Below are 25,444 nucleotides of genomic sequence, written 5' to 3' on the forward strand. Positions count from 1 at the left end.
GTGGCCTCTCAGCATTCAGGGATGCGGCGAATCTACTCAGATGCACCGGGTTTGGCAAGGGGGGAGGTGGCTGCAGGCAGGGTCGGACTTAACTGAAAATAATGCCGGGCGCTCTCGCCGTTGACCGGGCGGCCATAAAAATACCCCTGCGCCAGATCACAGCCGCTGTCGATCAGAAAATTGGCCTGCTCAACGGTTTCGATACCTTCGGCCACGATCAGTTTATTCAACTGTTTACCGAGGGTGATGATGGTGTTGGCGATGGCACGATCGGCGCGGCTGGTACTTAAATCGCGGACAAAAGTGCGGTCAATTTTGATCGCATCGACCGGTAGTGTCTTCAGATAATTCAGTGAGGAAAATCCACTGCCAAAATCATCCAGATAAACAAAGACATCGTGTGCGCGGAAATATTCCAGCACGCCTCTGGCACTGACCAGATCCTGCATCAGCAGGCTTTCCGTAATTTCAACTGAAATCATCGCCGATGGAATACCGTAAGAGCGGATGGTATCGACAATATCTTCATGAAAGCCGGGAATCAGAAACTGGCGCGGTGATAAATTGATGCTGATATTGCTTTCATAGCCTTCATTCAGCCACTGGCGGGCCTGATGACAGGCTTTTTCAACCACCATCTGGCCGATCTGGGAAATCATGCCGGCTTCTTCGGCGATATGAATAAAACTTTCCGGTGATACGAAACTGCCGTCCGGCCGCTGCCAGCGCAGCAGGGCTTCAAAACTGTGCAACTGGCCGGTACGGGCGCCGCGCGGATCATTCTGCAAAAATACTTTTGGCTGGTAATAAAGCTCGAGCTGATCCTGCTCAATGGCTTTACGCAGTTCGGTTTCCATCTGCAGGCGATGCTGGGCGATACGTTCCAGTGACGGGGTAAAAAAGTGGAAGCAGTTTTTACCGTTGGCTTTGGCGCGGTACATGGCAATGTCGGCATTACGCATCAGCAGGCCGGTGCTTTCTCCATCATTAGGGTACATGGCAATACCGATAGAGGCGCCGATAAAAAAGCTGCGCTGATCCAGTTCGACCGGTGGCATCAGGGTGGCCAGCATATTATCAGCTCGCTGCAGTACTTCGTCCTGACTGCTGATGTCATCCATGATGACCACAAATTCATCACCGCCGACACGGGCTAACGTATCCTGCGGTTTGATTCCCTGTTTCAGGCGCAGGGCCACTTCGATCAGCAGTTTGTCACCGCTGGCATGGCCAAGGCTGTCGTTGATGGTTTTAAAGCCATCAAGATCGATATAACACAGAGCAATGCGCGAATGTTGCGCCTGTGCGCGGTTAATGCTCAGTTCCAGCCGGTCCTGCAGCAGTACCCGGTTAGGCAGACCGGTCAGGCTGTCGTGTTGTGCCTGATAGGTGATGGTTTCTTCTTTTTCACGGATTTCGCTGATATCACGCAGCATCCAGATATAACCGGCGACCGGGTGTTTGACTGCATAGACTTCAAGCCAGCCGCCTTTACGCATCGGGTAAATACGGTGACTGCCATGCTCATGATTGCGCATTTCTTTCAGCTGATCATACAGTTGCTGACCTTCAAATAATTGCAGAAAAGAATTACGGAACAGATCTGCGCCGGTCATATGATTGATACGTTCTTCGCTCAGCCCCATCAGCAGTAAATAGTGTTTATTGACGGCAATCGGCCGGTCGGTATCGGCACTGACGACCAGAATCCCTTCTTTTGAGGCATTCAGGGTCGCATCAAGAATTTCATAGGAGGCTTTGAGATCGGCTTGCGCCTGTTGCTGCGTCTGCAGGTTCTGGCTCAGACGCTGATTGCGCTCCAGCAGCTCTTCTGCTGTCAATGCCAGTGAGCGTTCGAGCATTTCGCGGTCAAGATCTGCCTGCTCGTAAGCGCTGCTGATAGCCTGCAACAGAGGCTGGAATGTTTCCGGGACAGTTTCCTGAAAATGTCGTTTCAGCTGTCGTTTCAGCAGTCGGTGCATGCTGTTCGCTCAGTAAATGTAGTAATGGTCAGCGTTTGGTTGTGCAGATTGCACTTACCGACTCCGCGGTTGGGTGCAATTTCTCCGTAAGAGTAGAAACCGCAGACCGGGATATCGGCTCCCAGTGTCTCGCTGAAGGCTTCCAGTTCTTCATCAATTAATTGTTGCATCACCACCCGTCTGCCGACGCAGCTGACCAGCAGGGCAAAATCCGGTGTTGCCTGGTTTTGTTGGCTGACCTGCTGGCAGGCGGTATGAGCACCGTCGATCAGACGGTCAACATTCGCACGCATCAGTTGCGCGAAATGTTGCTCAGGGATGTCGGCGCCAAACAGCAGGCAGCGTTCCTGCCAGTCAATGCCGAGCACCGAGCAGACGACGGGGTCGTTGTCTGCAGCGGAGATCAGCAATGGAAAGCGCAGGCCGGATGCCGGCAGCTGGTCGGCATAATGACCCAGGTATTTTTCATACAGATCAAGGGCGCAGATATCATCAAGTTCATACAAGCGATTACCCCGGGCGCGGGTAATGCGGCGTTTTGGGCCGAACGGGTCCCAGCCGCCATAGCTGCCACAGCTCACACTGAGATGTTGGCCGTAAAATCCGATACCGCAGACGTGGTGGCTGAACCGGCCATCGCTGGTGTACAGCCAGGTTTGTTTAAAGCGTTCACCATCGGCGGCAATACCACCGGATATATGGTTGAAGGGAGCTAGCTGTTGGTTAAGTCCGGCTACCAGCTGGCTGCCATTCACACTGAGGCCATTGGCAAACACCAGTATGTGAATTAAATCGTCCTGCTGCAGTTGCTGCGCCACACGAATGCCGGCCTGGCGGCTGCCTTCAATACCGTCAACGCATTCGGTCACGAGTCTGATCCGGGTATGTGCAAAGCGGATAACCGTAAGAGTGATGCTGTTGTCGATCACCCGCTGCTGATGAATTTCGCCGCTGGCTGAGCAGCCGCACAAAGGTGTTTCCGGAAAGTGTTGCTGCAACGTGCTGATCGCTGCGGCCGGATCAACAGAGGCAAACAGCAGCAACAGATCAGCCTGACCTTCAGTCAGGGCCGGGGACCACTGTGGCGGGACGCTGGTGGCGTCCCAGATATGCTGGCTGACCTGCATTCAGTAATCAGCAGGGACGGATGTCAGCGGCATGACGCAGGAGGCTGTCGAGGGTATCGATAACCTCGGCCCAGTCAGCATCCTGAGCCAGCGATTCACGCAGAAATGCCTGCTGTGAATTATTGAAAAAGTCGAGCTCGGCCAGCTTTTTATTGTCTGCAACGGGTTTATGCTGCTCGATAAAGTCGGCGATATTCTGGTCGGAGTTTGGCAGGCCGAGTTGTGCAAACAGGCCGTTAAGGCTGTGTACTGGCGATTCCATGAGCATACTCCTGAAACATGAGTGTATTTTTGGTAATCCTCTGATTTAGTTCAGAAATCAGCGGTTAAAACTCTCAATGTTCAGTTTAGCAGCTTGCTGGAAGAGTGTTGCCTATCCGTCGCTGCGGCCAAGCTGGCGCAGATGATGGTAATGACCTTTCAGTGCCGCGCCGAGGCTGGGATAACTGCGGATAGAATGACCCTGACGGTTGCAGGATTCCTGCAGTAAGCGGTGCAGTGCTGGGTAGTGAATATGACTGACCCGGGGAAACAGGTGGTGTTCGACCTGAAAGTTCAGCCCCCCCAGAGCCCAGGTCAGGAAACGGCTGTCGGTGGCAAAGTCGACGGTGGTGCGTAACTGGTGTGCCGCCCATTCGTCTTCCATGCTGCCATCGGCCGTGGGCTGCGGAAATTCCGCCTGTTCGACTATGTGAGCGAGCTGAAATACCACAGCAAATAAAAAGCCTAAGATGGCATGCATGAGTAAAAAGCCGGTAATAACGGTGGTGCCGTCGGCAAGGCTCAGCGGCAGCGCGATATAAATCAGCAGATACAGCAGCTTGCTGGCCCAGAATTCCAGATGATCTGCGGCGGACAAGCGATGGCTGAACGGCCGCTGGGCGATTTTCTGGCGAAAATACGCTTTGTAGTCGAGAGCAAAAAACCAGAACAGACTGGTCAGCGGATACAGCAGCCAGACATAAATATGCTGATAACGGTGAAACCAGAAACGACGCTGATGCGGGCTCATTCGGAACAGCTCCAGCGCATCAATGTCTTCATCAACCTCGTCCACATTGGTAAAGCTGTGATGATTACGGTTGTGTTTCTGTGCCCAGTAAAAACGGTTACTGCCGATCAGATTAAAGGTAAGCGCGGCCAGCCGGTTGAGACGCCGTGAGCGGCTGAAAGATTCGTGAGCGCCATCGTGCATCACGTTAAAACCCACAAGGGCGGTGGCTATACCATGTATAAACCAGGCGGCCAGACTCCAGGGTGCAGGCAGTAACAGCAGGGCGGCATAGCTGGCGCTAAACAGCAGCAAAATAAGAATGGCTTTACGGTACAGACGCTGGTCACCGCTTTTGGCAATGCCCTGCTGCTGAAAATACTGATTAACCTGAGCGGAAAGCTGCTGATATACCGGGCGCTGGCCGGCAGGAAAATGAACCTGATTCATGATTTATTATGATTGTTATCGTTGCCGCCATGCTACCTGAGTTTGAGGTTTTGTAAAACGCCCGTCTCAGGATTGCTGCTGCGTACCAGTACTTTATTCGTCGGGCTGAGCAGGATATTGCTCCCGTGCTCTTTTACGGAAAGCCCGTGGTGATTCCCCCAGCCAGCGACGGAAGGCACGGCCGAAGTTTGAAGGGTCGTTGTAACCCAGCTGGTGGGCAATATCTTCCACCGAGGTATTGGTTTCCAGCAGCAGATGCAGGGCCTGTTCGCGCCGTGCCTCATCAATAATATTCTGATAGGTAGTGTTCAGCTGGGCCAGCTGGCGGTTAATGGTGCGCGGGCTGGAGTTCAGCGTTTTAGCCATAACGGTAAGCGTCGGAAACGCATCCATACGGTCGAGGCGGCGGCGGATCTGGGTTACCAGATCCTGGCCACGATCAAGTTCGGCCAGCTGCTTTTCACATTCGGCTTCCGCCATACGCCGCGCGGTGGTGTTGGCGGTAGATACCGGAGTATCCAGCAGCCAGGCCGGTATACAGAGCTGATTGTGTGGCTGGTTGAACATCACCGGAATGCCGAGAACACCTTCGTAACAGGAACCCGGGCGCACCGGGGCATCGGTAAATTTGGCTACGGCTGTCAGTTCTTCACTGTTCTGGGTCAGAAAACGGGCAATGGTGACCAGCGTTGAAATAATATTCTGCACGACAAAACTGAAGGTGCTTGGCATGGCGGCCAGACGGTTGATCTGAATGATGGCGGTGTCATGGTCATGAATAAAGCGGATATCGGCCAGCAAGGTACGGGTGCGTGCATAGCGGATCGCCAGCGACAGAGCCTGACCCAGAGTATCGCTGGCCATAATGGCAAAGCCGAGAAAGCCATGGCTGGAAATATTCATCCGTTTTCCATGCTCCAGCCCGAGCAGCGGATCGCCGCTCAGCGCCAGCGCGTTTTCTACCACCTTGTGATACTGCAGGGGGGAGATAAATTCCTGTGCAGAAGCCAGCGTCTTACCACTCAGACCGGTGCCCTGAGCTAACTGTGCGGTGCTGATCCCCTGCTGGGCGAGCAGGTCAATCAGTTGTGACAGATATTCAGTGCCGATAAAGGCCCGGCTGGCAGCGGAGGACTGTGACATAGTGGTCGGAATGTTTCAGTTGGCGTGTTATGACCGGAAGCATGTCACGTTTTCCTCTTTAACTCAACGCGGCTTTCGGTCATAGTTTTGGCCATTAAAAAAACAAAAACCTGAATTCTGAAGGGGAACCCTGTGGAAGCATCTTTCTGGGACGGCAAGCGCGCACCTGGTGTCAGTGATCAAATCGATCTGAATAAATACAATGCAGTAGTGGAAGTGGTGGAAAGCGCATTTCAGCGTTATGCCGACCGTGCCGCCTTTACCAGCATTGGCTACACCCTGACATATCGTCAGATTGACGAATACAGCGCAGCCTTTGCTGCTTACCTGCAAAATCACACCACTCTGAAGCCCGGCGACCGTATCGCCATTCAGATGCCGAATATCCTGCAATTCCCGATTGCCATGTACGGTGCCCTGCGTGCCGGTATGGTGGTGGTTAACACCAACCCGCTGTATACCGAACGGGAAATGCTGCACCAGTTTAATGACTCCGGTGCCAAGGCGCTGGTGTGTATGGATGTCTTTGCCAAATCGGTACAGAACATCCGCGCGGAAACCGGTCTGAAGCATATTATCGTGACCAGTCTGGCCGATATGCTGCCATTCCCGAAACGCACACTGATCAACGCCGCAGCCAAATACGTGAAGAAAATGGTTCCGGCTTACAACCTGCCGGATGCCATTCCGTTCCGTAAGGCACTGGCACAGGGCGCTAAGTTTGGTGGTTTTGTCGCCAACTACATCAAGAACCCGAATGACACCATTATTCTGCAGTACACCGGTGGTACAACCGGTGTGGCCAAAGGCGCAGAGCTGACCAACCGCAACCTGGTCGCCAACATGATGCAGGCCCGCGCCATGCTCAGCCAGACCGACAGCAATGGTCAGCAAATCAAGCCGGATACCGGTGTGAAAGTGGTGGCACCACTGCCGCTGTACCACATTTATTCTTTCACCGTGCATCTGATGGCGCTGTTTGAACTGGGAGATCACAGCATCCTGATTGCCAATCCGCGCGACACCAATATGTTCGTGCGTATGATCAAACCACATCAGCTGACCGGATTTATTGGTCTGAACACGCTGTTTGTATCACTGCTGAACCACCCTGAATTCAAGAACTGCGATTTCAGCCAGCTGAAGCTGACGCTGTCAGGCGGTACTGCGCTGGTGGAAGACACGGCCCGTCGCTGGAAAGAAGCAACCGGCTGTGGCATCTCTGAAGCCTATGGTTTAACTGAATGTTCGCCTGCGGTGTGTATGAACCCGGCCGGTGGTCTGGAGCAGATGGGTACTGTTGGTCAGGCCGTTCCCGGTACTGCGCTGAAGTGTATCGATCCGGAAGGTAACGAGGTGGCCGTCGGTGAGCGTGGCGAGCTGTGTGTTAAAGGCCCGCAGGTAATGAAAGGCTACTGGAACCGTCCGGAAGCGACCGCCGACAGCTTTACTGCGGATGGTGAATGGCTGCGTACCGGTGACGTTGCGGTGATTGATGAAGACGGCTTTGTGAAGATCGTTGACCGTATCAAAGATATGATTCTGGTATCCGGTTTTAACGTTTATCCGAACGAAATTGAAGACGTGGTCGCGATGCACCCGGCGGTTGAAAACTGTGCAGCTATCGGTGTACCGGATGACAAAACCGGTGAAGCGGTGAAATTGTTCGTGGTTGCAACCGACCCGAACCTGACCGTGGAAGAAATCAAGAAACACTGCCGTGAAAACATGACCGCTTATAAAGTGCCGCGTCATGTAGAGTTCCGCAGCGAACTGCCAATGACTCCGGTTGGTAAGATTCTGCGTCGTGAACTGAAGGACGAAGAAGCAAAAAAGCAGGCTGAGCCAGCCTGATTGGCTCCAGCCCTGAGTAAAAAAGCCCGCGCCTGACGCGGGTTTTTTTATTTCAGCCTCCGGCATCTGACCGCCAACCTTCGACAGGTTACCCAAGTGACGCGCAGCATCGGCAGCGTAGCCAATGGCGCTGGGGCCGGCTGTTGCCAAAATCGCCGCACATTTTTACCCGATAGCGGGCAGTCCATTGTTGCCCTGATTTCCGCGTTATTCTGAGGATGTGCAAATGATTCAGTACAAGGCTCCACTTAAAGATATTCAGTTTCTGATTAACGATGTCTTCGATTTTCAGTCCCATTACAAAAACATTCCGGGTGGCGATGAAGCAACGCCGGAAATGGTTGATGCCATCCTGACCGAAGCTGCGCGCTTCAGTGAGGAAGTAGTTTCACCGCTGTATCAGATCGGCGATGAAGGTTGTGTGTGGAATGACGGCGAAGTCACCACACCAAAAGGCTTTAAAGAAGCTTATGGTCAGTACGTCGAAGGCGGCTGGCAGGGTATGTCGGCGCCGGTTGCTTATGGTGGTCAGGGCTTACCTCTGTCACTGGGTGTGATCAAATCCGAGATGATCGGTACCGCCAACTGGGTATGGGGCATGTACCCTGGTCTGTCGCTGGGGGCGATGAATACCATTTATATGCACGGTACCGAAGAGCAGAAGCAGACTTATCTGGTGCCTATGACCGAAGGTCGCTGGACCGGCACTATGTGTCTGACTGAGCCGCAGTGCGGTACCGATTTGGGTCAGGTAAAAACCAAAGCCGAGCCTAATGGTGATGGCAGCTACAGCCTGACCGGCACCAAAATTTTTATCTCATCCGGTGAGCATGACCTGACAGAGCAGATTGTGCATATCGTACTGGCCCGTCTGCCGGGTGCGCCGGAAGGCACCAAAGGCATTTCGCTGTTTATCGTACCGAAATTCCATGTGAACGCTGATGGCTCATTGGGTGACCGTAACCCGGTGGTCTGTGGTTCTATTGAAGAAAAAATGGGTATTCACGGTTCATCCACCTGTGTGATGAACTTTGATGGTGCGAAAGGCTATCTGATCGGACCGGAAAACAGAGGCCTGATGTGCATGTTCACCTTTATGAACACTGCCCGTATCGGTACCTCGATTCAGGGCGTTGGTGCGGCTGAACTGTCTTTCCAGGGTGCGCTGCCTTATGCCAAAGACCGCCGTTCCATGCGTTCTCTGAGTGGCACCAAGCATCCGGATAAAGTAGCAGACTCCCTGATTGTGCACCCGGATGTTCGCCGTATGCTGCTGACCCAGAAGGCCATCGCTGAAGGTGGTCGTGCAATGCTGTATCACGCCGCCCGTCTGGCCGATTTTATGATGGCGGCACACGATCGTGGTGACAATAAAGGCTACGAACAGTTTGACGACAAACTGGGTTTCCTGACGCCGATTCTGAAAGCTTTCCTGACCGAGCTGGGCTACGAAGCGGCTAACCACGGTGTGCAGGTTTACGGTGGTCATGGCTTTATTAAAGAGTGGGGCATGGAGCAGATTGTCCGTGATACCCAGATTGCCAAGCTGTATGAAGGCACCACCGGTGTTCAGGCGCTGGATCTTTTAGGCCGTAAAATTCTGCTGGGTAAACTGAAGTCCTTTAATGAATTCCGTGCAGAAGTCACGGCTTTTATTAAAACTCATGAGAACCGTGCAGAAATGAAGCCGCTGATCAAACAACTGAAGCGCTATATGCTGCAATGGCGTATCAATACCTTCCGTGTTGCTTATAAAGCATCAAAAAACCGCGATATGGTGGGTGCGGCATCGGTGGATTATCTGATGTTCTCCGGTTATGTGGTGATGGCATATTTCTGGGCCCAGATGGCTGATAAAGCTTACAGCGGTATTAAATCCGCTAAAGGTGACCGTGATTTTTATCAGGCTAAAATTCATACCGCTGAGTTTTATTTTGACCGTCTGCTGCCACGGGCAAAAGGCCATGCCAAAATGATGCTGAAGGATCCGAAAACCCTGATGCAGATGAAAGAAGAGCATTTCGCTTTCTGATTCTGAAGAAAATAAAAAAGCCCGGCCATGCCGGGCTTTTTTGTTTCTGTTGTTACTTTTTTCACTGAAATTACGGTGAATTTACAGCCGTGCCATATCCAGACTGAATTCCAGATGCAGTTGCGTGGGTGTTTTAAGCTGGCGCTGCAGTGCACCATCAAAACGCAGTGAAATTATATGATCACACAGCGCGTAAAATTCGCTGTCAGGAGTAATCTGTCCGGCTTCAAATGGAGCGTTCAGGTGAAAATCGATACTGGTCAGAACCATATCGTCGACCAGGCGGAGTTGCAGATCCAGCTTGCGGCAATACTGCAATGCAGGATCTTTCAGCAACAGGTAATCAAACAGAAAGTGAATAAGATCCGGGTTTTCTTCAATAATCAGCGAGAAGGGCAACAGCCGGTTAACTTCTATTGATTGCAGTTCCTGTGCCTGATTCAGCCAGCCTTCAATGCAGTGAGTCAGGTTGATGCTGGTGCGTATATCCTGGGTGGTAATGCGCAGATACTGCAGAAACACCTGAATGCCGGGCAACATTTCCGGCTGATGGATATGTTTGGCCAGATGCTCAAGTTGATTAAGCAGCAGGTGGTTGATTTTTTTCTGTTGCTGTTGACGCTCACTGGCATTCATCTGCTCCAGCTCGGATTCCAGCTTTTGTACCGTGGCTTTAGTGCGCAACTGCTCGTTATATAGTTCTTCTGTGCGTTGCGTGACTTTATTTTCCAGTGAAATCGTCAGTTCCTGCGCATGGCGCCGGGCAATCTGCTCTTTGGTCCGGTCAACCACGCAGATTAATATCTGTTGCGGGCGGTTTTCATCATAACGGGTGATCTGCAGAGTGATATCGAAGTAGCATTCTTCCTGGCGGAAGTTGTATAGGCAGAACTCATCATGAATACGTGCAATGCGCCCCTGCAGCAGCTTGTTAATCCGTTCTCTTTGCTCCACCCCATGCGGGCCGCTGATCATATCCATCAGCCGGTCCATTGGATGCTTCATGCTTTCCAGCTCCAGTTCGGTACTGGCCAGCTGGTTGGCAAAGTGGTTGTTGCATTCGAAGCTGTCGTTGTCCGGCAGATAGCGGCAAAAACCAATTGCGGCATTATTAATGGCCATGCTGAGCTGTTCTTTGGTGTTTTCCAGCTGCATCCGCGCGCGTTCGCGCTCATCAACATCCTGCTGCAGAGTGTCACGCATACGGTTAATGGCATCGGCCACCATATTCAGCTCGTCCCGTTTATGCGGCGGATCGTTCAGCACCAGAGGATGATCCAGTTTGTTCAGACTGAACTGGCTGGCCCATTCCGCCATCCGGCCAAGGCGCCGGGTAATCACCTGATGGACAATAAACAGCACAAAGATCGAAACGGAAAAAGTTTTAATAAACTGCGTCAGCAGGATATTTACGGTTTTGTGTTTGAGTTCGTTGTACAGCCCGGTGTAATCCAGGTTCAGGTGCAGATTTCCCAGATGGTAGGACTGGCCGGCGCTCTGATAATCAAGGGCGAAAGAATAGCGTTGGTCAGACTGGCCGTAGACATCGCCTGCACTGTGCAGCACGTTGCCACGGTTTTCTATGTAGACGTAGACCACGCCGGGGAAGTTAAGAATACCGTTGAGCTGAGACTCAATCTGGCGTGAATCAAAATTCCAGAGGCTGTAACTGATGCTCTGCTGGTAACTGGTCTGAATCTGGTGCAGGTTTTTATCATAACTGCTCATGCCGCGCTGATAATCGGACATGAGGATGTACAGAAAAGCGGCGAGGGTGGTCACGAAGCTGAAGGCAAGCAGGTAGGAGAGCAGCTTGCGGCCGATGGATACGTAGTTCTTGTTGCTGGCTGGATTGTTCAAATTAATGCTTCGCAGTCAGTTGTCTGGTCTGTGGCTTAACCTGGTTTACAGCATGACTGTAATGATGGCTATCGTTACGGTCTGGGCTGCTCTGTGCTGGCAATTTCAGGCCAGTGTTATTCATTCTGGCGGCCTTATTGCGATAAAACAATGAAATACTCATGCCAGAAGCGCTGAAAATGGCGGTTAATGTCGTCCGAAGTTGATTTGTCACAACTTCTTTGGGGGTATAAGCCTAACCATTTTTATTTCTTGATTTGCATCAAATGGCACCCCGGATTAACCGTTAACCTGAGCTCATCTTTTAAGCATAGATGAGGAACACAGAATGAAACTGTTGAAAACTTTGTTAGCAAGCGCAGTCGCGGTTTCTGCAATGCCAGCTCTGGCTTATGAAGCCGGTGATATTATTGTTAAGGCTGGTGTTGTTAACGTGAATCCGAAAGAAGACAATATTGACTTGGGCGCTGCTGGTAAGGCTCAGATCAGTGATGATACTCAACTGGGGCTGACCCTGACCTATATGGTAGCCCCTCAGGTGGGTGTTGAAGTACTGGCTGCAACACCGTTCAAGCATGATGTTACGCTGAACGGTAATAAAATTGCATCTACCAAACATCTGCCACCAACAGTATCTGCCCAGTATTACCTGATGGATCCGGCTTCCAAGCTGCAGCCTTATGTGGGTCTGGGTGTAAACCATACCTTCTTCTTTGATGAAGATGGTGCGGCGACTCATCTGAAAAAGAGTTGGGGTTTGGCTTACTCTGCCGGTCTGAACTACAACATCGACGATAAAATGTTGGCTAACGTTGCAGTTTGGAAAATGGACATCGATTCTGAGCTGAATGATACAGGTATTGATATTGAAATCGACCCGCTGGTATTTATGGTCGGCGCTGGCATGAAGTTCTGATAACAGAACGGAAGCAAATAAAAAGCCACGCATTGCGTGGCTTTTTTGTTTTATCTGTTGTTATTGATTGAGAAGTTATTTGTTAAGAATTTAATCTGCAGCAATATTGGCATGCTGCTGGTCAGTCAGGCCCAGAATTTCATTTTTAAAACGATGGGATACCGGGTATTCGCCGATCCAGATTTTCAGTAAGGCGTCATACAGATCTTTACCGGGCAAAACACCTTTCACCTCGTCGTTGATGACTACCCGTGAACCAACACCGGGCACATAGTCGACATAACCTGCGTCACCGCGCTCCAGTTTTCCGTCAAACATTTTTACCAGCATATCCAGCCGTTCATCCATCTGTTCGGCCTCGTCGCTGGTAATGTTCAGTTGCAGGGCATCATACATCGCCGTGGCGATACGGCGTCCGCTGACGCGATTCACCAGAATGTGGTAAACGATGCGTTTGTAGCTTTCCTGTTCGATGAGCTGACTGGCATCGGCGGATGGGGATTCGACATACAACAGACCAACGTAGGTATCGACCAGATAGTACAACGTGCGTACTGAGGCGCCGTTCAGCTGCAACTCCGGATGATCGGTGGATTGCGGCAGAACTTCCGGAAATTCAAAACCTTCTATTGTGCGTGCGTGGCTGGTTGCGCTCAGTGCGAGCAAAGAGATCAGCAGAGCGGGTTGCAGAGCCGATATGAGCGGATGTTTGAGTGCTTTGCGGAATAACAGATTAACCATGGCGATCCCTCTGGTTTCTTATTGTTATGCCTTCACTCTATGCCCCTGAGCATGCCGGGGCAATGATTGTCATAATTAATTCATCAAACTGTGGTTGGCGGTTAAAGCAGAGGTGCGAGTAAGCGGCTTGTTTTGGCCAGCAGTACGGGCCACCAGTGTTGGCTTATTTGCGTTGGTTCGGAATGGTCGAAATCAATTTGCAGCATGCTTTCAACATCGCTGGCAAAACTCCGGCTCTGGATCAGCGCGCCGATTTCAAAATTAATCCGCAGGGAACGGTTGTCGAGGTTGGCACTGCCGATACTGCTCCATTCGTTGTCGATCAGCAGTACTTTCTGATGCAGGAAGCCTTTTTTATAGGTAAAAAAGCGCACGTTGCAGCGGCTGAGGGATTGGATATAACCGCGCATGGCCTGTTGTACCAGCCAGCTGTCGCTTTTTTCCGGCACCAGAATGCGGATATCAATACCGCGCAGACCCGCCAGCTGCAGGGCACTGACCAGATTCTGGTCCGGCACAAAATAGGGGCTTACCAGCCAGCAACGTTCCTGTGCGCTGTGAATCAGGTGGGTGAAATAAAGGCTGGCACTTTCGGTTTCATCGGCGGGGCCAGAGGCGATGCACATCACATTGTTATCACCGGTCGCCGGGCTGCTGTTCCATTCAATGGTTGGGATATATTGAGTGGCCCAGTGCCAGTCTTCGGTAAATGATAACTGAAAACTGAGTGCTGCCGGACCATGGATTTCGACATGGGTGTCGCGCCAGAAGCCGTCTTTCTGACTGTTGCCTCGGTACTCATTACCGACGTTATAGCCACCAACGTAGGCATATTCGCCGTCGCAGATCACCAGTTTGCGGTGATTACGGAAATTCAGTTGAGTCCGGTTACGCAGTTGCAGTGGATTAAAGCGTGACACCCGTACGCCGGCATCTTCCAGAGGTTTCAGAAAATGCCGGCCCAGGCTGCGACTGCCAATTTCATCGTACAGAAGATAGGTCGCAACACCGGAACGGGCCTGTTGGCATAACAGGCGTGCCAGTTCCTGACCAGTATCGTCGTCGCGCAGAATATAAAACTGTACGCAAATATAACGCCTGGCTTCAGCAATACGCCGGAACATGGTGCTGAAGGTGGTTTCTCCATCCGTTAATAACCGGCACTGATTGCCGGCAATTTGTGGCAGGCGGAAAAGAGGATAAAGAGGGCGTGTAAGGTGACCAGGGGGCAGGGCAAAGTGTTCAAGTCCCGCCTGCACCTGATCAGCAATAAAACTCAGACTGTGGTCACCATGGCGGCGGGCGCGCAGATAGCCGTGAAAGCGGCGGCTGCCAAAGAACGCGTAAAGGGGCAGGGTAACCAGAGGCATCAGCAATAAGCCCAGCACCCAGGCGATGGTGCCCTGAGACGTTCTTCCCTGCCACAGGGCATCAATGGCTGCCAGTACCCCAAAGGTGTACAGCAGCAGCGGCCATATCCACCACGCTTGCTCCGGCATGATTTCCCCTTAATTCATCATGGCCTGAGTAAACGGGATTATCAGAGGCCAATCAAGCGCATAAATTCGTCACGGGTTGCTGCGTTTGAACGGAAGTCGCCCTTCATCACTGAAGTACGCATCATCGAATTCTGTTTCTGCACACCGCGCATCATCATGCACATGTGCTGCGCTTCGACGATCACACCAACGCCACGGCAACCGGTTACTTCTTCCACGGCTTCTGCAATTTGCTTGGTCATGTTTTCCTGAATCTGCAGACGACGGCCGAACATGTCGACAATACGGGCAAACTTTGACAAGCCCAGGACTTTGCCAGAAGGCAGGTAGCCAATATGGCAGCGGCCGATAAACGGCAGCATGTGGTGTTCACACAGGGAATAAAACTCGATTCCCTGAACCACCACCATCTCATCGTTGTCGCTGGTGAAAACAGCTTTGTTGACCACTTCGTGCAGGTCGGTGGTGTAACCGCTGGTGAGGAATTGCATCGCCTTGGCGGCGCGCTTTGGCGTATCCAGAAGGCCTTCACGCTCAACGTTTTCGCCCAGTTCCGCCAGTACCTGTTGGTACAGGGATTCGAGATTTGACATGTCTATACCGTTGTTAATTTAAATACCTGAGCATTTTACTCAATTTTATAAAACTTATACAAACTGGTTTTTGTATAAGAAATTATCTGCCGGTAACACCGCGCAGCGACTTAACTGGCCGAGCGCTTCGAGATAACGGATCGCGCCGCCCGGTTCTTTGGCTACATCCGTCCAGAAACACTGCAGAAAACCATTACCGTCCGCCGCTGTGCTGGCCGGCAACAGGTCAGCCACACGGCGGGCGATGGCTGCACCAGAGTCAACCCAGCAGACGTTGGGCCACAGCTGCTGCAGCTGTGCTTTCAGTAACGGAAAATGCGTGCAGCCAAGAACCACATGGGTCAGCGGTTCGGGTTGTGTGAGCCATTGATCCAGGTGGGTGAACAGATCCTGCGGCGGTTGCTGGTGAGTGATCCAGTCTTCGGCCCACTGCACCAGTTCTTTGCTGCCGAAGCGGCGCACATTGCAGTGTCCGGCGAAATCACGGATCAGATCATCGGTGTACGTCCGGTTCACGGTTGCCGGAGTGGCCAGCAGGCCGATATGGCAACCGGCTGCGGTGTTGTCTGTCTGCTCTGCGGCCTGTTCTGCTGCAAGAGCCGCGGCCACTTTAATGGCCGGTACAACCCCAACGACTGGAATATCCAGCTGTTGTCGCAGCTGAGGCAGAGCCAGCGTACTAGCCGTGTTACAGGCGATGATCAGCAGGTCGGGTTTTAACTCCCGTACCGCGCTTGTACAGACCTGAAGCACACGGGGGATCAGTTCTTCATCGGTTTTCAGACCGTAAGGAAATGCTTCGTTATCCATCAGATAATGCAGCGACAGGTGCGGTAACAGCTGTCGCACTTCACTGAGAATGCTGAGTCCTCCGACGCCGGAGTCGAAGATCAAAACCGATGGCTTCATGGCGGTACTGGTTATGGAAAGCGCGGCAGTTTAGCAAATGTTTCTGTTTATATCTGCAGCGCGGCGCAGCGAGCGCGAAATGACAGGAAGCAACTATACTGCTCTGGACGGAAAAGGAGCTGTAACTGAGTGGATTTACAGGAATTACTGGATAACGCCCGGCGCAATGAAGCGCTGCTGCGCCGCCTGCAGGCGTTTGAGCTGCAGTTACTGTCCTGCCAGACCTGGTTTGATTTTCTTACCCTGTTGCTTGATGGTCTGCCTGCTCAGTTCGACCTGGATGCTGCAACCCTCAAAGTGTGTGATCCCGACGGTGAGTTAAAAGCTGCAATGCTGCAGTCTCTCGATCTGGAGCAGGGGGTGCTGCTGAATCAGCTCGAATTTCAGAGCCGTGTTCCTATTATTGATGCTGCCCCGATTGCGCCACCGCCTCCCTGGCAGAGTGGTCTGGCCTTACCTTTGTTGCGCAACGATGTGTATCTGGGGCAGTTACGCCTGTACTCGACCAGTCCGGCACGCTTTCAGGGCGGTATGGCCACCGATTTTATGCAGCATCTGGCGGCGGTGATTGCCGCCTGCCTGATGATGGTTAAGCAGTCGGAAGAGCAGGCTCGGCTGGCTCTGACCGACCCTTTAACCGGTGCTGAAAACCGCCGTGGTTTTGAGCGGGCTTATCAGCGTGAATGGGCGCGGGGTCAGCGTCAGTACCATGTGTTTGCCATGATATTGCTCGATCTTGATCACTTTAAGCGGGTGAATGATGTGCATGGTCATGGCACCGGCGACCGGGCGCTGAAAATGCTGTGCCGGACACTGAAGAGTGTGATGCGTCCGACCGATCATATCGGCCGTTTGGGCGGCGAAGAGTTTGCCGTACTGTTGCCAGGTTGCCAGCCTGACCAGTTGCGCGCCGTGGTTGAGCGGGTGCAACAGGCCATTCGTTCGATGAGCGTACACAATGATCTGCAACAACCGGTGCCGATGACGGCTTCGGGCAGCTTTGTTTCTGTTACCCCGCGTCCGCATCAGAATCTGGAGCTGGGGCAGATCATTGATCATCTCGACAGCTATCTCTACCAGGCCAAACGTAATGGCCGCGATTGCTTTGTCAGTGCCGAACAGTGACGGGTATCAAATACCGGTTCACTGCTTCGGTTAAAGTCTTGTTTTAAACCGACCGGAGGTGTCATGTCCGATTCCGCTTCTCACCCATATCCTCTGATACTTCCCGTGGATAAAACACCTGCCGATAAAGCCCCTCCGGCAGAACCGGAAAAAACCCTGCATTTACCGTACGGCGAGCGCATGACCCGCGAACGCTACGAGCAGGAAAAGCAAAGCCTGCAGATTGAACTGTTAAAAATGCAGAGCTGGGTAAAGGAAACCGGGCAAAAAGTCGTCGTGTTGTTTGAAGGGCGCGATGCGGCCGGCAAAGGTGGCACCATCAAGCGCTTTATGGAGCATATGAATCCGCGTGGTGCCCATGTTGTGGCGCTGGAAAAACCCAGCGACAGCGAACGTACCCAGTGGTATTTCCAGCGCTATGTGCAGCATCTGCCGGCGGCGGGGGAAATCGTGATGTTCGACCGCTCCTGGTATAACCGCGCAGGTGTGGAACGGGTGATGGGCTTTTGCAGTAATACCGAATATATGGAGTTTATGCGCGAGGTGCCCGAGCTTGAGCGCATGTTTGTACGCTCGGGAATTCATCTGATCAAATTCTGGTTTTCCGTTAGTCGTCAGGAGCAGTTGCGCCGTTTCCAGAGTCGTCAGGTTGACCCGTTAAAGCAATGGAAACTCAGCCCGATTGATCTGGCATCACTGGATAAATGGGATGATTACACCGAAGCCAAAGAAGCCATGTTTTATTACACCAATCATCTGGATGCGCCCTGGACGGTGGTGCGCTCGGACGACAAAAAGCGTGCGCGGCTGAATACCATGCGCCATGTGCTGAATCAGCTGGATTACACCAATAAATCGACCTCGCTTGATCTGACGCCCGATCCGCTGATTATTCAGCCCGCCACTCAGTCTATGGACTGCTAGGACATCACATGCAGGACAGACCTCATCGTAAGCACGCGCAGAGAATTGTGCAGAATTTCCGTAACGAACTGGGACAGGATCTGGCCGACAAAATTGGTGACTACCATTTTGGCAGCCTTGAGGTGCTGATCGAGTCGGCGCTGAATACTGTGGTGATGAGCGCAATGAACGACACCGTCACCGATATTGAGCAGTTACTGAAGCTGGCACAGAAGCGCGCCAAAGGCTGAAACGGACTGCAGGTGTTGTTGCCTGCAGTCCGGTCTGATTTATTGAGCCGGGCTGAAGGTCAGGGTGAAGCTGACGGGTACCACTTCGGCAATGCGTTCCAGCTTGGCAATGTCACGCAGTTTCTGAATACCGGCGGTCAGGGCGAAGCTGTCAGCCTGCACCAGTACTGGCTGCAGGCTGGTGATCACCACTTGTTTGTCCTGTGCCGGAACAATCATTACCGGCACGCTGATTTCTTCTTCGCTGCCATGCAGCATCAGTTTACCTTTCAGATCCAGTGTCTGGCTGATACCGTCGCGCGCTTTTTTCATGGCATCGGCCGGGATGACAGCGCTGAAGGTTGCGCTGCTGAAGCTGCTGGTTTCAAACAGGAATTCCTGCATGCGCTCATCGCGGATCGGAATGCCGGAATCAATGCTGGTCAGATCAATATTCAGCTCAGCCATCCCCTGATCGGTCACTTTGCCGCTGATTTTGCGGAAGTGGTGCACTTCGGTCAGATGAGTATTTTTGGTGGTCAGAAAGGTGAGGGTCGAGGGGGACTGCAATGTCCACTCAGCCTGAGTAAAAGCGCTGAACAGCAGGGCAGAAGCAAATAGTATAGGGCGCATGATGTTTTCCTTGTCTTTGTTATCGACGGGTTAGCGGACTGGCGCTTACTGAATAAGAGTAACCGCCGGGAAAGAATAACTGACCAGCCAGCGCAGTTCGCGTTCAATACCGGTTTTGTTTTCGTTTTCCAGTGTCCAGCGTTGCTGATCCAGTTTGAACTGCTCTTTACGGGACAGCTGTTTGTAAGCATCCAGAATCGGCATTGATGATGTTGACTGATAATGGCTGCGTACTGTGCACAGTTCATCCTGTTCCCATACTGCGGGGTCCAGCGCAGACATCAGGTATTGGATGCGTAACACGCCTTCGGTAATTTCGCACTGTTCGTCGAGGACTGCACGGGCGATAAAACGGATATCCTGCAGCAACTCCAGCTGGCGGTTACGCAACTGCATGGCCGCCTGAGCTTCTTCTTCCTGCTGACGTTGTTCAACAACCTTAACCTGACGGGTCAGGCGCCAGGCGTAACCGGCCAGCAGGGCGATAATTAACAGACCCAGAATAATCAGGCTGTAAGTCAGAATCATGAAAGGCTCCGTCACATAGCAGGCCGGGCATCATAGCCTGTCGTGGTGGAGAAATTAACCTGCAGTTACTGGGGGATTAGCGACACAGACGGCAACCGGAGTCGCGGGTCGTGCCTTCACGGTAGCGCACACGCAAACGTGCCACTCCCCGTTGTGGCTGAACCTGATAGAAACGGCCGTCGCTGCGCTGTTTGTTCGTATCATCAGCACTGCAATCTTTCGTTGTTGCAGGATCTGCACTGCTATCTGTTTTGTTAATCATCGTTTGCTCCGACAGGGTCAGCAGTGGCCAAGGGTGCGTAACGCTTCGCTGGCGGTGAAAAAAATCTTTCCGGGAGACAGGTCGTCCAGCAGGCTGGTTTTACCCAGTTGATCCATCACCGGACCCTTGACTTCGGCCAGATGCAGCTGAATATTCTGAGCACGTAATGTGTTCAGCAAATGCTGCAGGGTTTCAAAACCGCTGAAGTCGATATGGTTAATGGCGCTGCCGACCAGCACCACGTGGCGGATATCCTGACTGCTCTGCAGGCGCTGGCAGATGACATCTTCCAGATACTGACTGTTGGCAAAATACAGGTTCTCATCAACGCGGATCATCAGCACCTGCGGACAGGTAATAACCTGATGGCGTTTGACGTTACGGAAATGATCGCTGTCTCCGACCCGGCCGATTTCGGCAATGTGTGGTTCGCTGGAGCGGCGCAGATACAGTGCCAGGGAGAGCACCATGCCGAGCAAGATGCCATCAACCGCGCCGGCAGCCAGTACGGCGATAAATGTTATCAGCCATACCAGACCATCACTTCTCTGGAAGCGCCAGGCACGGCGGGCGTCACTGAAACTGATCAGCGGCAAGACTGCACTGACAATAATCACGGCCAGTACGGCATAGGGCAGATCGACAAATAAGCGGCTGGCAAACAGACAGACGAGTGCCACCAGTATGACGGTCACCACGGAAGCCAGCTGCGTGCGGGCACCGGCTGCGCGGTTAACCACGCTGCGGCCGAAACCGCCAGCCACAGGAAATGCCTGGCTGACAGCCGCGCTGAGGTTAGCGATACCAAGAGCCAGTAACTCCTGATTAGTGCGCAGGCGCGGAGCGGGTGTGTGGCCGGAGTCTGATAACTGGCGCGGTGCCAGAGCCTCGGCCACCGACAGGCTGGACAGATAACCAATCAGCGCGATGATGGCAGCGGCTGGTAATAATGCCTGCCACTGTTCCACAGACAGCGATGGAAGCGCAGGTGCGGGTAGTCCGGCAGGAAGCTCACCGATGGTGGCGATCGTAAGCCCCGCCGTTTGTACTGTGGCAATCCCCAGGGCAACAGCCGCCAGTGGGCCAGCTTTATTCAGCAGACTGCTGAGCCAGGCTGGCAGGCGGCGGGTCGCTTTGGGCATCAGCCACTGCCAGCCATACAGCAGGGTGACCGCGGCCAGCGCCATCAGTAACGCACCGGCCTGTGCCTGCGGATAATCATGGCTGAGGTGTGTCAGTGTTTGCCACAGCGAGCCGCCACCGGGAAGGGGAATACCGGTTATGTATTTCAGCTGGCTGATTACAATCAGAATGGCGGTTGCGCTGGTAAAGGCGGAGATCACCGAGTGGCTGATAAAGGTTGTCCAGCGCCCCAGATCAATCAGGTAAAACAGCAGCAGCCACAGCCCGGTCAGCAATGCCAGAGCACTGGCCATATGCAGATAATCCGCACTGCCCGGAGTTGCCAATGTGTGTAAGGCTTCAAAGGTCATCAGAGAAATAACAGCCACCGGACCAACGGCTAACACCGGGCTGCTGCCCAGCAGGGCATAAGCCAGTACCGGCAGCAGCGCAGCATAAAGTCCGGCCTGTGGCGGCATGCCGGCCAACAGGGCGTAGGCCATGGCTTGCGGTGTGATCAGTGCAGCGACAACCAGCCCGGCGGTAATATCCGGCATCAGCCAGCGCCGCTGATATCCGGAGAAGGTGTTAGTCAGGTGCATGCGGATTGATCTCCCGGTGTGGCATTGGCGCTGTTGTTTCTGGCTGGATATCGCAATAAAGGCTGTTCAGAACATTGATGATGCGTTCGGCTTTGTCGTCACTGAGCTGATAATAGACGTTCTGGGCGCTGCGGCGGGTATGCACCAGATGCTCGCTGCGCAGCCAGGCCAGATGCTGGGACAGGGCAGACTGACTCAGCGGCAGACGGCTGATCAGTTCGCTGACCGAAATTTCACCATGGCGCAGGCAACAAAGAATGGTCAGACGGTGTTCGTTAGCCAGAGCCTTCAGCAGGCGGACAGCATCCTGGCGGTGGTGATCAAGGGCGTCGTGGTTAATCATGATGTGTGTTCCGGACAGCGCTCTTTAAAGTGTATATCAAATATTGCTAAATAAGAATATGCTAATATAATCACTTTAAATTTTATCGCCGGAGGCCGTAATGACCCGCCAGCCAACTGATGCTGCAGTGATCAGCATCGAGACATTTTTCCACGAAGATACTTTCACCTTTACCCATCTGCTGGTCGATAAAAGTACTGCCCGTGCGGCCATTATCGACCCGGTACTGGACTTTGATCAGAAATCCGGACGTACCAGTACGGCCTTTATTGACGCCATTCTCGCCGGGGTCAGGGAGCAGTCTCTGACGCTGGATTATGTACTGGAAACCCATGCCCATGCCGACCACCTGACCGCGGCGGATTACATCCGCAGCCAAAGCGGTGCGCGCATCGTTATCGGTGCCGCGATCTGTCAGGTACAGGGCACCTTTAAGAAGATCTTCAATGAGGGGGAAGGCTTTACCGCCGATGGCCATCAGTTTGACCTGCTGGTCAGTGAGGGGGATAGCCTGCAGCTTGGCGACAGCCGCATTGATGTAATGGTCACTCCGGGTCACACCCCGGCCTGTGTCAGCTATCAGGTGAATCAGCGCGATGTGTTTGTCGGCGATACCCTGTTTATGCCGGATGTCGGTACGGCCCGCTGTGATTTCCCTGGTGGTGATGCTGCGACTTTATATCAGTCGGTACAGCGTTTACTGGCCTTACCGGAAGAGACTGTACTGCATTTATGCCATGACTATCCGCCGTCTGAGCGGCCGGTTTGCTCGGCCGTAACCGTTGCGGAGCAGCGGGCGGCAAATATCCATGTAAAAGCCGGTGCCAGTGAAGCTTCCTTTATCACAATGCGCACGGAACGTGATGCCGGGCTGGATATGCCGCGGCTGATTCTGCCATCGCTGCAGGTGAATATCCGCGCCGGGGCGTTTCCGCAGGCGGAAGATAATGGTGTGTCTTACCTGAAACTGCCGTTAAACCTGCTCTGATGGGGCGCGTATGGCAATGACTTTTTGGCATTTGCACCGATTTCTATTAGTCTGAATGCAACCAAACAAAAAGGAATAAGCCATGCTGGCGAACAACCGTTGGGTCAGGGCTACCGGTAGTCTGAATGACAAGCCCATCAGTATTCAGTACCGCGAAGACTGGGAGCTTGCCCGCCAATCGGAAAGCTATCCGTTGTGCGTGCAGATTGCCTGGAACGCCGGCAGCGTCGATGACAGCACCGGCTTTCCCGGTCTGGCCGAACAAAGCAAAATCCTGACCTTCGGTGAGCACCTGCAGCAACATCTTGAACCGGCAGAAAATGCACTGGTCACTATGGTGATTACCCATGACGGAGTGTGCCAGTGGATTATCTACTGCAAAGATATTGAGCTGTTAAAAGAAGGTCTTGACCGCATTCCCACCGGCGAGGGCTTGTACCCGATTGAGGTGGTGGCCGATGAAGACCCTCAGTGGCAGACCTTTACGCAGGTGTATCAGGCGATTCGTCCAGAAGCCTGAGCGCCTCCAGCCGGCGTTCTTCAATTTCCGCCAGCTCCGCTTCGACAATGGCCGGGTTTTCCAGCGTGATCCGGCCTATCTTTCCCGCCCGCAGTTCATGCAGACATAATTCCGCCGCTTTATGCAGATCGGCAATACCGCCGGGCTTCAGACAACCGCGTTTGGCGGCAATGGTGTTCAGTGCGTCGGATGCGCTGGCCGGTAATTCCTTAAAGCGGAAACGGGCTGACAACTCGGTGGCGTACTGATCAAGCAGATAACCCAGGGCATAGGTGGCAACGTCGGTGTATTCCATAGCGGTGTCTTTGACGGCGCCACTGGCCGCCAGACGATAGCCGCTGTGTTCGTTCTCAAACTTGGGCCAGAGAATCCCCGGTGTGTCGGACAGCACGATGCCGTTTTTCAGGTCGATCATCTGGTTGGCTTTGGTCACCGCCGGCTCATTACCGGTTTTGGCGATATAGCGCCCGGCCAGTGCGTTGATCAGGGTGGATTTACCGACATTGGGAATACCCATAATCATCACCCGGATGGAGAGCTTTTTCTCCAGCCGTGCCGCTCCCAGTTTTTTACACAGCGCGATCAGCTTTTTAACCTGATTGCGGTCTTCAGCAACCAGTGGAATGGCCTGGGTATTGTGCTGCTTGCCGAAATAGTCGACCCATTGCTGGGTAACCTTAGGGTCCGCAAGGTCGGCCTTGTTCAGCACTTTGATGCAGGTTTTATCACGACGCAGCTCGTCAACCAGAGGGTTGGTGCTGGAGTAGGGCAGGCGGGCGTCAAGCACTTCGACCACGATATCGATGTCTGGCATCGCTTCGCTGATTTTCTTGCGGGCTTTGTTCATGTGCCCTGGGAACCATTGAATTGCCATAGTGACGCTTTCCAATTGACGAGTGATTAAAAGGGCGGCACATTGTAAAGCAAGGCCAGTGGAGAGCAACCGCTCACTTGTACGCAGTGGCCTGAGTATGACTGATTACTGCGTTACCGGTGAAAATCTCCGACACTGGACTGTCATAATTGCGGGTTATTTTAACCTCATGCGGCAAGGTGAAATTGATCGGATTGGAGACAACTATGGATGTCTTACCAGAAGATTTTGCCCGGAGTGCCAAGAAGCAGGGGCGGCAGGCCTCAGCAACGGTGTCCGGTCGGCGGCGGGCAGGCTTTCTGCTCGGCAATAAGTTTGTTTTTTCAGATCAGGCCGAGGTGGTCTGGGTAGAGGCGGGGCCGGGGGAGTTCCGGGAACTGCGTCTGTGGCGTAAATAGCTGTCTATGATCGACGGTTCAGCCCCGGCGCTAAGCGTGCGGGGTTATATAAAGTACACCAGAGCTGCTGGGCAGCTCTGGCTTCTGTACTGATCAGCTGCCAAACATCGACATTGGCTGGCTTTCTTCTTTGTGTTCAGTTGTTTCTTCGGTGCTCTGGTCTGTGTTTTCCGGCTCTGTTGTCATCGTTACAGCCGGAGCACTGTCGTTCTGTGCAGTCATTGGCTGATTATCCGCCTGGTTACCAGTCTGTGCTGCTGCTTCATCATCAGCATCTGCATCATCGTTATCGGCACTGTTGCTTTGCGGACGGTTGCCGGATTCCTGCATTTTGGCTTTTTTGCGCTCAATTTTGGTGATCTGACGGTCGTGGTTGGCCCAGACACCGGTCTTGATCTCAACGCTGTGAATGCCGTTTTCTTCGGCGATTTCATCGGCCAGTGAGCGGGCAGCTTCATCGGCATCGCGGGCCAGCAGCTTGCGTTCGCCGGCATCCAAACGGGCAAACAGATCGATCAGGGCGTTGGACAGCACTTCCTGAGCAATTTCATCGCGGTTCTTGCGGAAGCGGCGGGCAATAACGTTAAGCATGGCCAGATCATTAGCGTCCATGCGCATGGTAAAAGCGGCCAGGGTCTGTTCGCGTTCACGTTTTGCTTTCTCTTCTTCGTAGTAACGGTCAACAAGAGATTGGGTGCTGGTGGTATCGATATCCTGCATGATTGGCTTCCGTCTGGTGGTTCAAATTCAGTCCGGTACTGTATATGTTTACATAGGTTTTGTGCAACCGTCCGTGGTTGTTTTATAGTAGCCATTATT

At 53.0% G+C, this 25,444-nt stretch carries 26 protein-coding genes; 9 read left to right on the plus strand and 17 right to left on the minus strand.

All coding sequences use genetic code 11. The annotated features are described in order from the left end of the window. Positions 1-32: 32 nt before the first annotated feature. The 5 genes from HUF18_RS13200 to HUF18_RS13220 form a co-directional block, all read right to left on the minus strand. Positions 33-1,982 carry a putative bifunctional diguanylate cyclase/phosphodiesterase gene (locus HUF18_RS13200; protein ID WP_225692521.1) on the minus strand — a complete coding sequence of 650 codons (1,950 nt, stop codon included), beginning with the start codon at positions 1,980-1,982 and terminating at the stop codon, positions 33-35. After that, positions 1,967-3,109, minus strand: a complete 1,143-nt coding sequence (locus tag HUF18_RS13205; protein ID WP_225692522.1) for an FIST signal transduction protein — start codon at positions 3,107-3,109, stop codon at positions 1,967-1,969. The genes HUF18_RS13200 and HUF18_RS13205 overlap by 16 nt, the downstream gene beginning before the upstream one ends. 7 nt (positions 3,110-3,116) lie before the next feature. Next, complete coding sequence (locus HUF18_RS13210) at positions 3,117-3,371, minus strand: DUF2789 family protein (RefSeq protein ID WP_145468197.1); 255 nt, start codon at positions 3,369-3,371, stop codon at positions 3,117-3,119. Between the two features lie 111 nt (positions 3,372-3,482). Next, positions 3,483-4,550 (minus strand): fatty acid desaturase family protein, encoded by a 1,068-nt coding sequence (locus HUF18_RS13215; RefSeq protein ID WP_225692523.1) that lies wholly within the window; start codon positions 4,548-4,550, stop codon positions 3,483-3,485. 93 nt (positions 4,551-4,643) lie between these two features. After that, on the minus strand, positions 4,644-5,693 hold the full coding sequence (locus HUF18_RS13220; RefSeq protein ID WP_225692524.1) for an AraC family transcriptional regulator: 1,050 nt from the start codon (positions 5,691-5,693) through the stop codon (positions 4,644-4,646). 132 nt (positions 5,694-5,825) lie between these two features. On the opposite strand from HUF18_RS13220, the gene HUF18_RS13225 reads away from it, so the two are divergent. Both HUF18_RS13225 and HUF18_RS13230 read left to right on the plus strand, forming a co-directional pair. Next, complete coding sequence (locus HUF18_RS13225) at positions 5,826-7,547, plus strand: AMP-binding protein (RefSeq protein ID WP_145468201.1); 1,722 nt, start codon at positions 5,826-5,828, stop codon at positions 7,545-7,547. Between the two features lie 226 nt (positions 7,548-7,773). Beyond that, complete coding sequence (locus tag HUF18_RS13230; RefSeq protein ID WP_225692525.1) at positions 7,774-9,579, plus strand: acyl-CoA dehydrogenase C-terminal domain-containing protein; 1,806 nt, start codon at positions 7,774-7,776, stop codon at positions 9,577-9,579. Between the two features lie 81 nt (positions 9,580-9,660). Here HUF18_RS13230 and HUF18_RS13235 read toward each other — a convergent pair whose 3' ends face one another. Then, entirely contained in the window at positions 9,661-11,439 is a 1,779-nt protein-coding gene (locus HUF18_RS13235; protein ID WP_225692526.1) for a HAMP domain-containing protein, read from the minus strand. 328 nt (positions 11,440-11,767) lie between these two features. Between HUF18_RS13235 and HUF18_RS13240 the strand changes: the two genes are divergently transcribed. Further along, positions 11,768-12,355 carry an OmpW/AlkL family protein gene (locus HUF18_RS13240; RefSeq protein ID WP_225692527.1) on the plus strand — a complete coding sequence of 196 codons (588 nt, stop codon included), beginning with the start codon at positions 11,768-11,770 and terminating at the stop codon, positions 12,353-12,355. 90 nt (positions 12,356-12,445) lie between these two features. On the opposite strand, the gene HUF18_RS13245 is transcribed toward HUF18_RS13240, so the two are convergent. From HUF18_RS13245 to murI, 4 genes are all read right to left on the minus strand, one after another. After that, positions 12,446-13,096, minus strand: coding sequence for a chalcone isomerase family protein (locus tag HUF18_RS13245; RefSeq protein WP_225692528.1), 651 nt, complete (start codon positions 13,094-13,096; stop codon positions 12,446-12,448). 101 nt (positions 13,097-13,197) lie between these two features. Continuing rightward, positions 13,198-14,595, minus strand: a complete 1,398-nt coding sequence (gene cls / locus HUF18_RS13250; protein WP_225692529.1) for a cardiolipin synthase — start codon at positions 14,593-14,595, stop codon at positions 13,198-13,200. A 41-nt stretch (positions 14,596-14,636) separates the two neighbouring features. Next, positions 14,637-15,188: a GTP cyclohydrolase I FolE gene (gene folE, locus HUF18_RS13255; RefSeq protein ID WP_145468209.1), complete on the minus strand. Its 552-nt coding sequence runs from the start codon at positions 15,186-15,188 to the stop codon at positions 14,637-14,639. A 54-nt stretch (positions 15,189-15,242) separates the two neighbouring features. Further along, entirely contained in the window at positions 15,243-16,097 is an 855-nt protein-coding gene (gene murI / locus HUF18_RS13260) for a glutamate racemase (RefSeq protein WP_225692530.1), read from the minus strand. A 129-nt stretch (positions 16,098-16,226) separates the two neighbouring features. Between murI and HUF18_RS13265 the strand changes: the two genes are divergently transcribed. The 3 genes from HUF18_RS13265 (at position 16,227) to HUF18_RS13275 (ending at position 18,376) form a co-directional block, all read left to right on the plus strand. Continuing rightward, entirely contained in the window at positions 16,227-17,222 is a 996-nt protein-coding gene (locus HUF18_RS13265; protein ID WP_145468212.1) for a GGDEF domain-containing protein, read from the plus strand. Positions 17,223-17,285: 63 nt separating this feature from the next. Beyond that, complete coding sequence (gene ppk2, locus HUF18_RS13270) at positions 17,286-18,146, plus strand: polyphosphate kinase 2 (protein ID WP_145468213.1); 861 nt, start codon at positions 17,286-17,288, stop codon at positions 18,144-18,146. An 8-nt stretch (positions 18,147-18,154) separates the two neighbouring features. Continuing rightward, the gene (locus HUF18_RS13275; RefSeq protein WP_225692531.1) at positions 18,155-18,376 is read left to right on the plus strand and encodes a phosphatase; all 222 of its coding nucleotides are present in this window, start codon (positions 18,155-18,157) and stop codon (positions 18,374-18,376) included. Between the two features lie 39 nt (positions 18,377-18,415). Here HUF18_RS13275 and HUF18_RS13280 read toward each other — a convergent pair whose 3' ends face one another. The 5 genes from HUF18_RS13280 to HUF18_RS13300 all read right to left on the minus strand — a co-directional run bounded on the left by HUF18_RS13280 (position 18,416) and on the right by HUF18_RS13300 (position 21,845). After that, entirely contained in the window at positions 18,416-18,988 is a 573-nt protein-coding gene (locus HUF18_RS13280; RefSeq protein WP_225692532.1) for a YceI family protein, read from the minus strand. Between the two features lie 45 nt (positions 18,989-19,033). Then, positions 19,034-19,516, minus strand: coding sequence for a DUF2489 domain-containing protein (locus tag HUF18_RS13285; RefSeq protein WP_145468218.1), 483 nt, complete (start codon positions 19,514-19,516; stop codon positions 19,034-19,036). A 76-nt stretch (positions 19,517-19,592) separates the two neighbouring features. Beyond that, a complete protein-coding gene (locus tag HUF18_RS13290) occupies positions 19,593-19,778 on the minus strand; it encodes a hypothetical protein (protein WP_225692533.1) in 186 nt (61 codons plus the stop codon). Between the two features lie 17 nt (positions 19,779-19,795). Continuing rightward, positions 19,796-21,502: a SulP family inorganic anion transporter gene (locus HUF18_RS13295; RefSeq protein ID WP_225692534.1), complete on the minus strand. Its 1,707-nt coding sequence runs from the start codon at positions 21,500-21,502 to the stop codon at positions 19,796-19,798. Continuing rightward, positions 21,489-21,845, minus strand: coding sequence for an ArsR/SmtB family transcription factor (locus tag HUF18_RS13300; protein WP_145468222.1), 357 nt, complete (start codon positions 21,843-21,845; stop codon positions 21,489-21,491). Before HUF18_RS13300 ends, HUF18_RS13295 begins: the two co-directional genes overlap by 14 nt. A gap of 100 nt (positions 21,846-21,945) precedes the next feature. Here HUF18_RS13300 and HUF18_RS13305 point away from each other — a divergent pair, with 100 nt between their 5' ends. Together HUF18_RS13305 and HUF18_RS13310 are read left to right on the plus strand one after the other, a co-directional pair. Then, on the plus strand, positions 21,946-22,833 hold the full coding sequence (locus HUF18_RS13305) for an MBL fold metallo-hydrolase (RefSeq protein WP_225692535.1): 888 nt from the start codon (positions 21,946-21,948) through the stop codon (positions 22,831-22,833). An 82-nt stretch (positions 22,834-22,915) separates the two neighbouring features. Then, positions 22,916-23,353 (plus strand): DUF695 domain-containing protein, encoded by a 438-nt coding sequence (locus tag HUF18_RS13310; protein WP_225692536.1) that lies wholly within the window; start codon positions 22,916-22,918, stop codon positions 23,351-23,353. Here the strand turns inward: HUF18_RS13310 and ylqF are convergent. After that, entirely contained in the window at positions 23,316-24,227 is a 912-nt protein-coding gene (ylqF, locus tag HUF18_RS13315; protein ID WP_145468227.1) for a ribosome biogenesis GTPase YlqF, read from the minus strand. The genes HUF18_RS13310 and ylqF overlap by 38 nt on opposite strands. A 149-nt stretch (positions 24,228-24,376) precedes the next feature. Between ylqF and HUF18_RS13320 the strand changes: the two genes are divergently transcribed. Further along, a complete protein-coding gene (locus HUF18_RS13320) occupies positions 24,377-24,625 on the plus strand; it encodes a hypothetical protein (RefSeq protein ID WP_145468229.1) in 249 nt (82 codons plus the stop codon). Between the two features lie 93 nt (positions 24,626-24,718). Here the strand turns inward: HUF18_RS13320 and HUF18_RS13325 are convergent, their stop codons facing one another. Beyond that, the gene (locus HUF18_RS13325; protein ID WP_225692537.1) at positions 24,719-25,345 is read right to left on the minus strand and encodes a hypothetical protein; all 627 of its coding nucleotides are present in this window, start codon (positions 25,343-25,345) and stop codon (positions 24,719-24,721) included. Positions 25,346-25,444 lie beyond the last annotated feature (99 nt).

The sequence above is a fragment of the Thalassolituus sp. ST750PaO-4 genome, from assembly GCF_020320405.1.
Classification (GTDB): domain Bacteria; phylum Pseudomonadota; class Gammaproteobacteria; order Pseudomonadales; family Oceanobacteraceae; genus Venatoribacter; species Venatoribacter alkanivorans.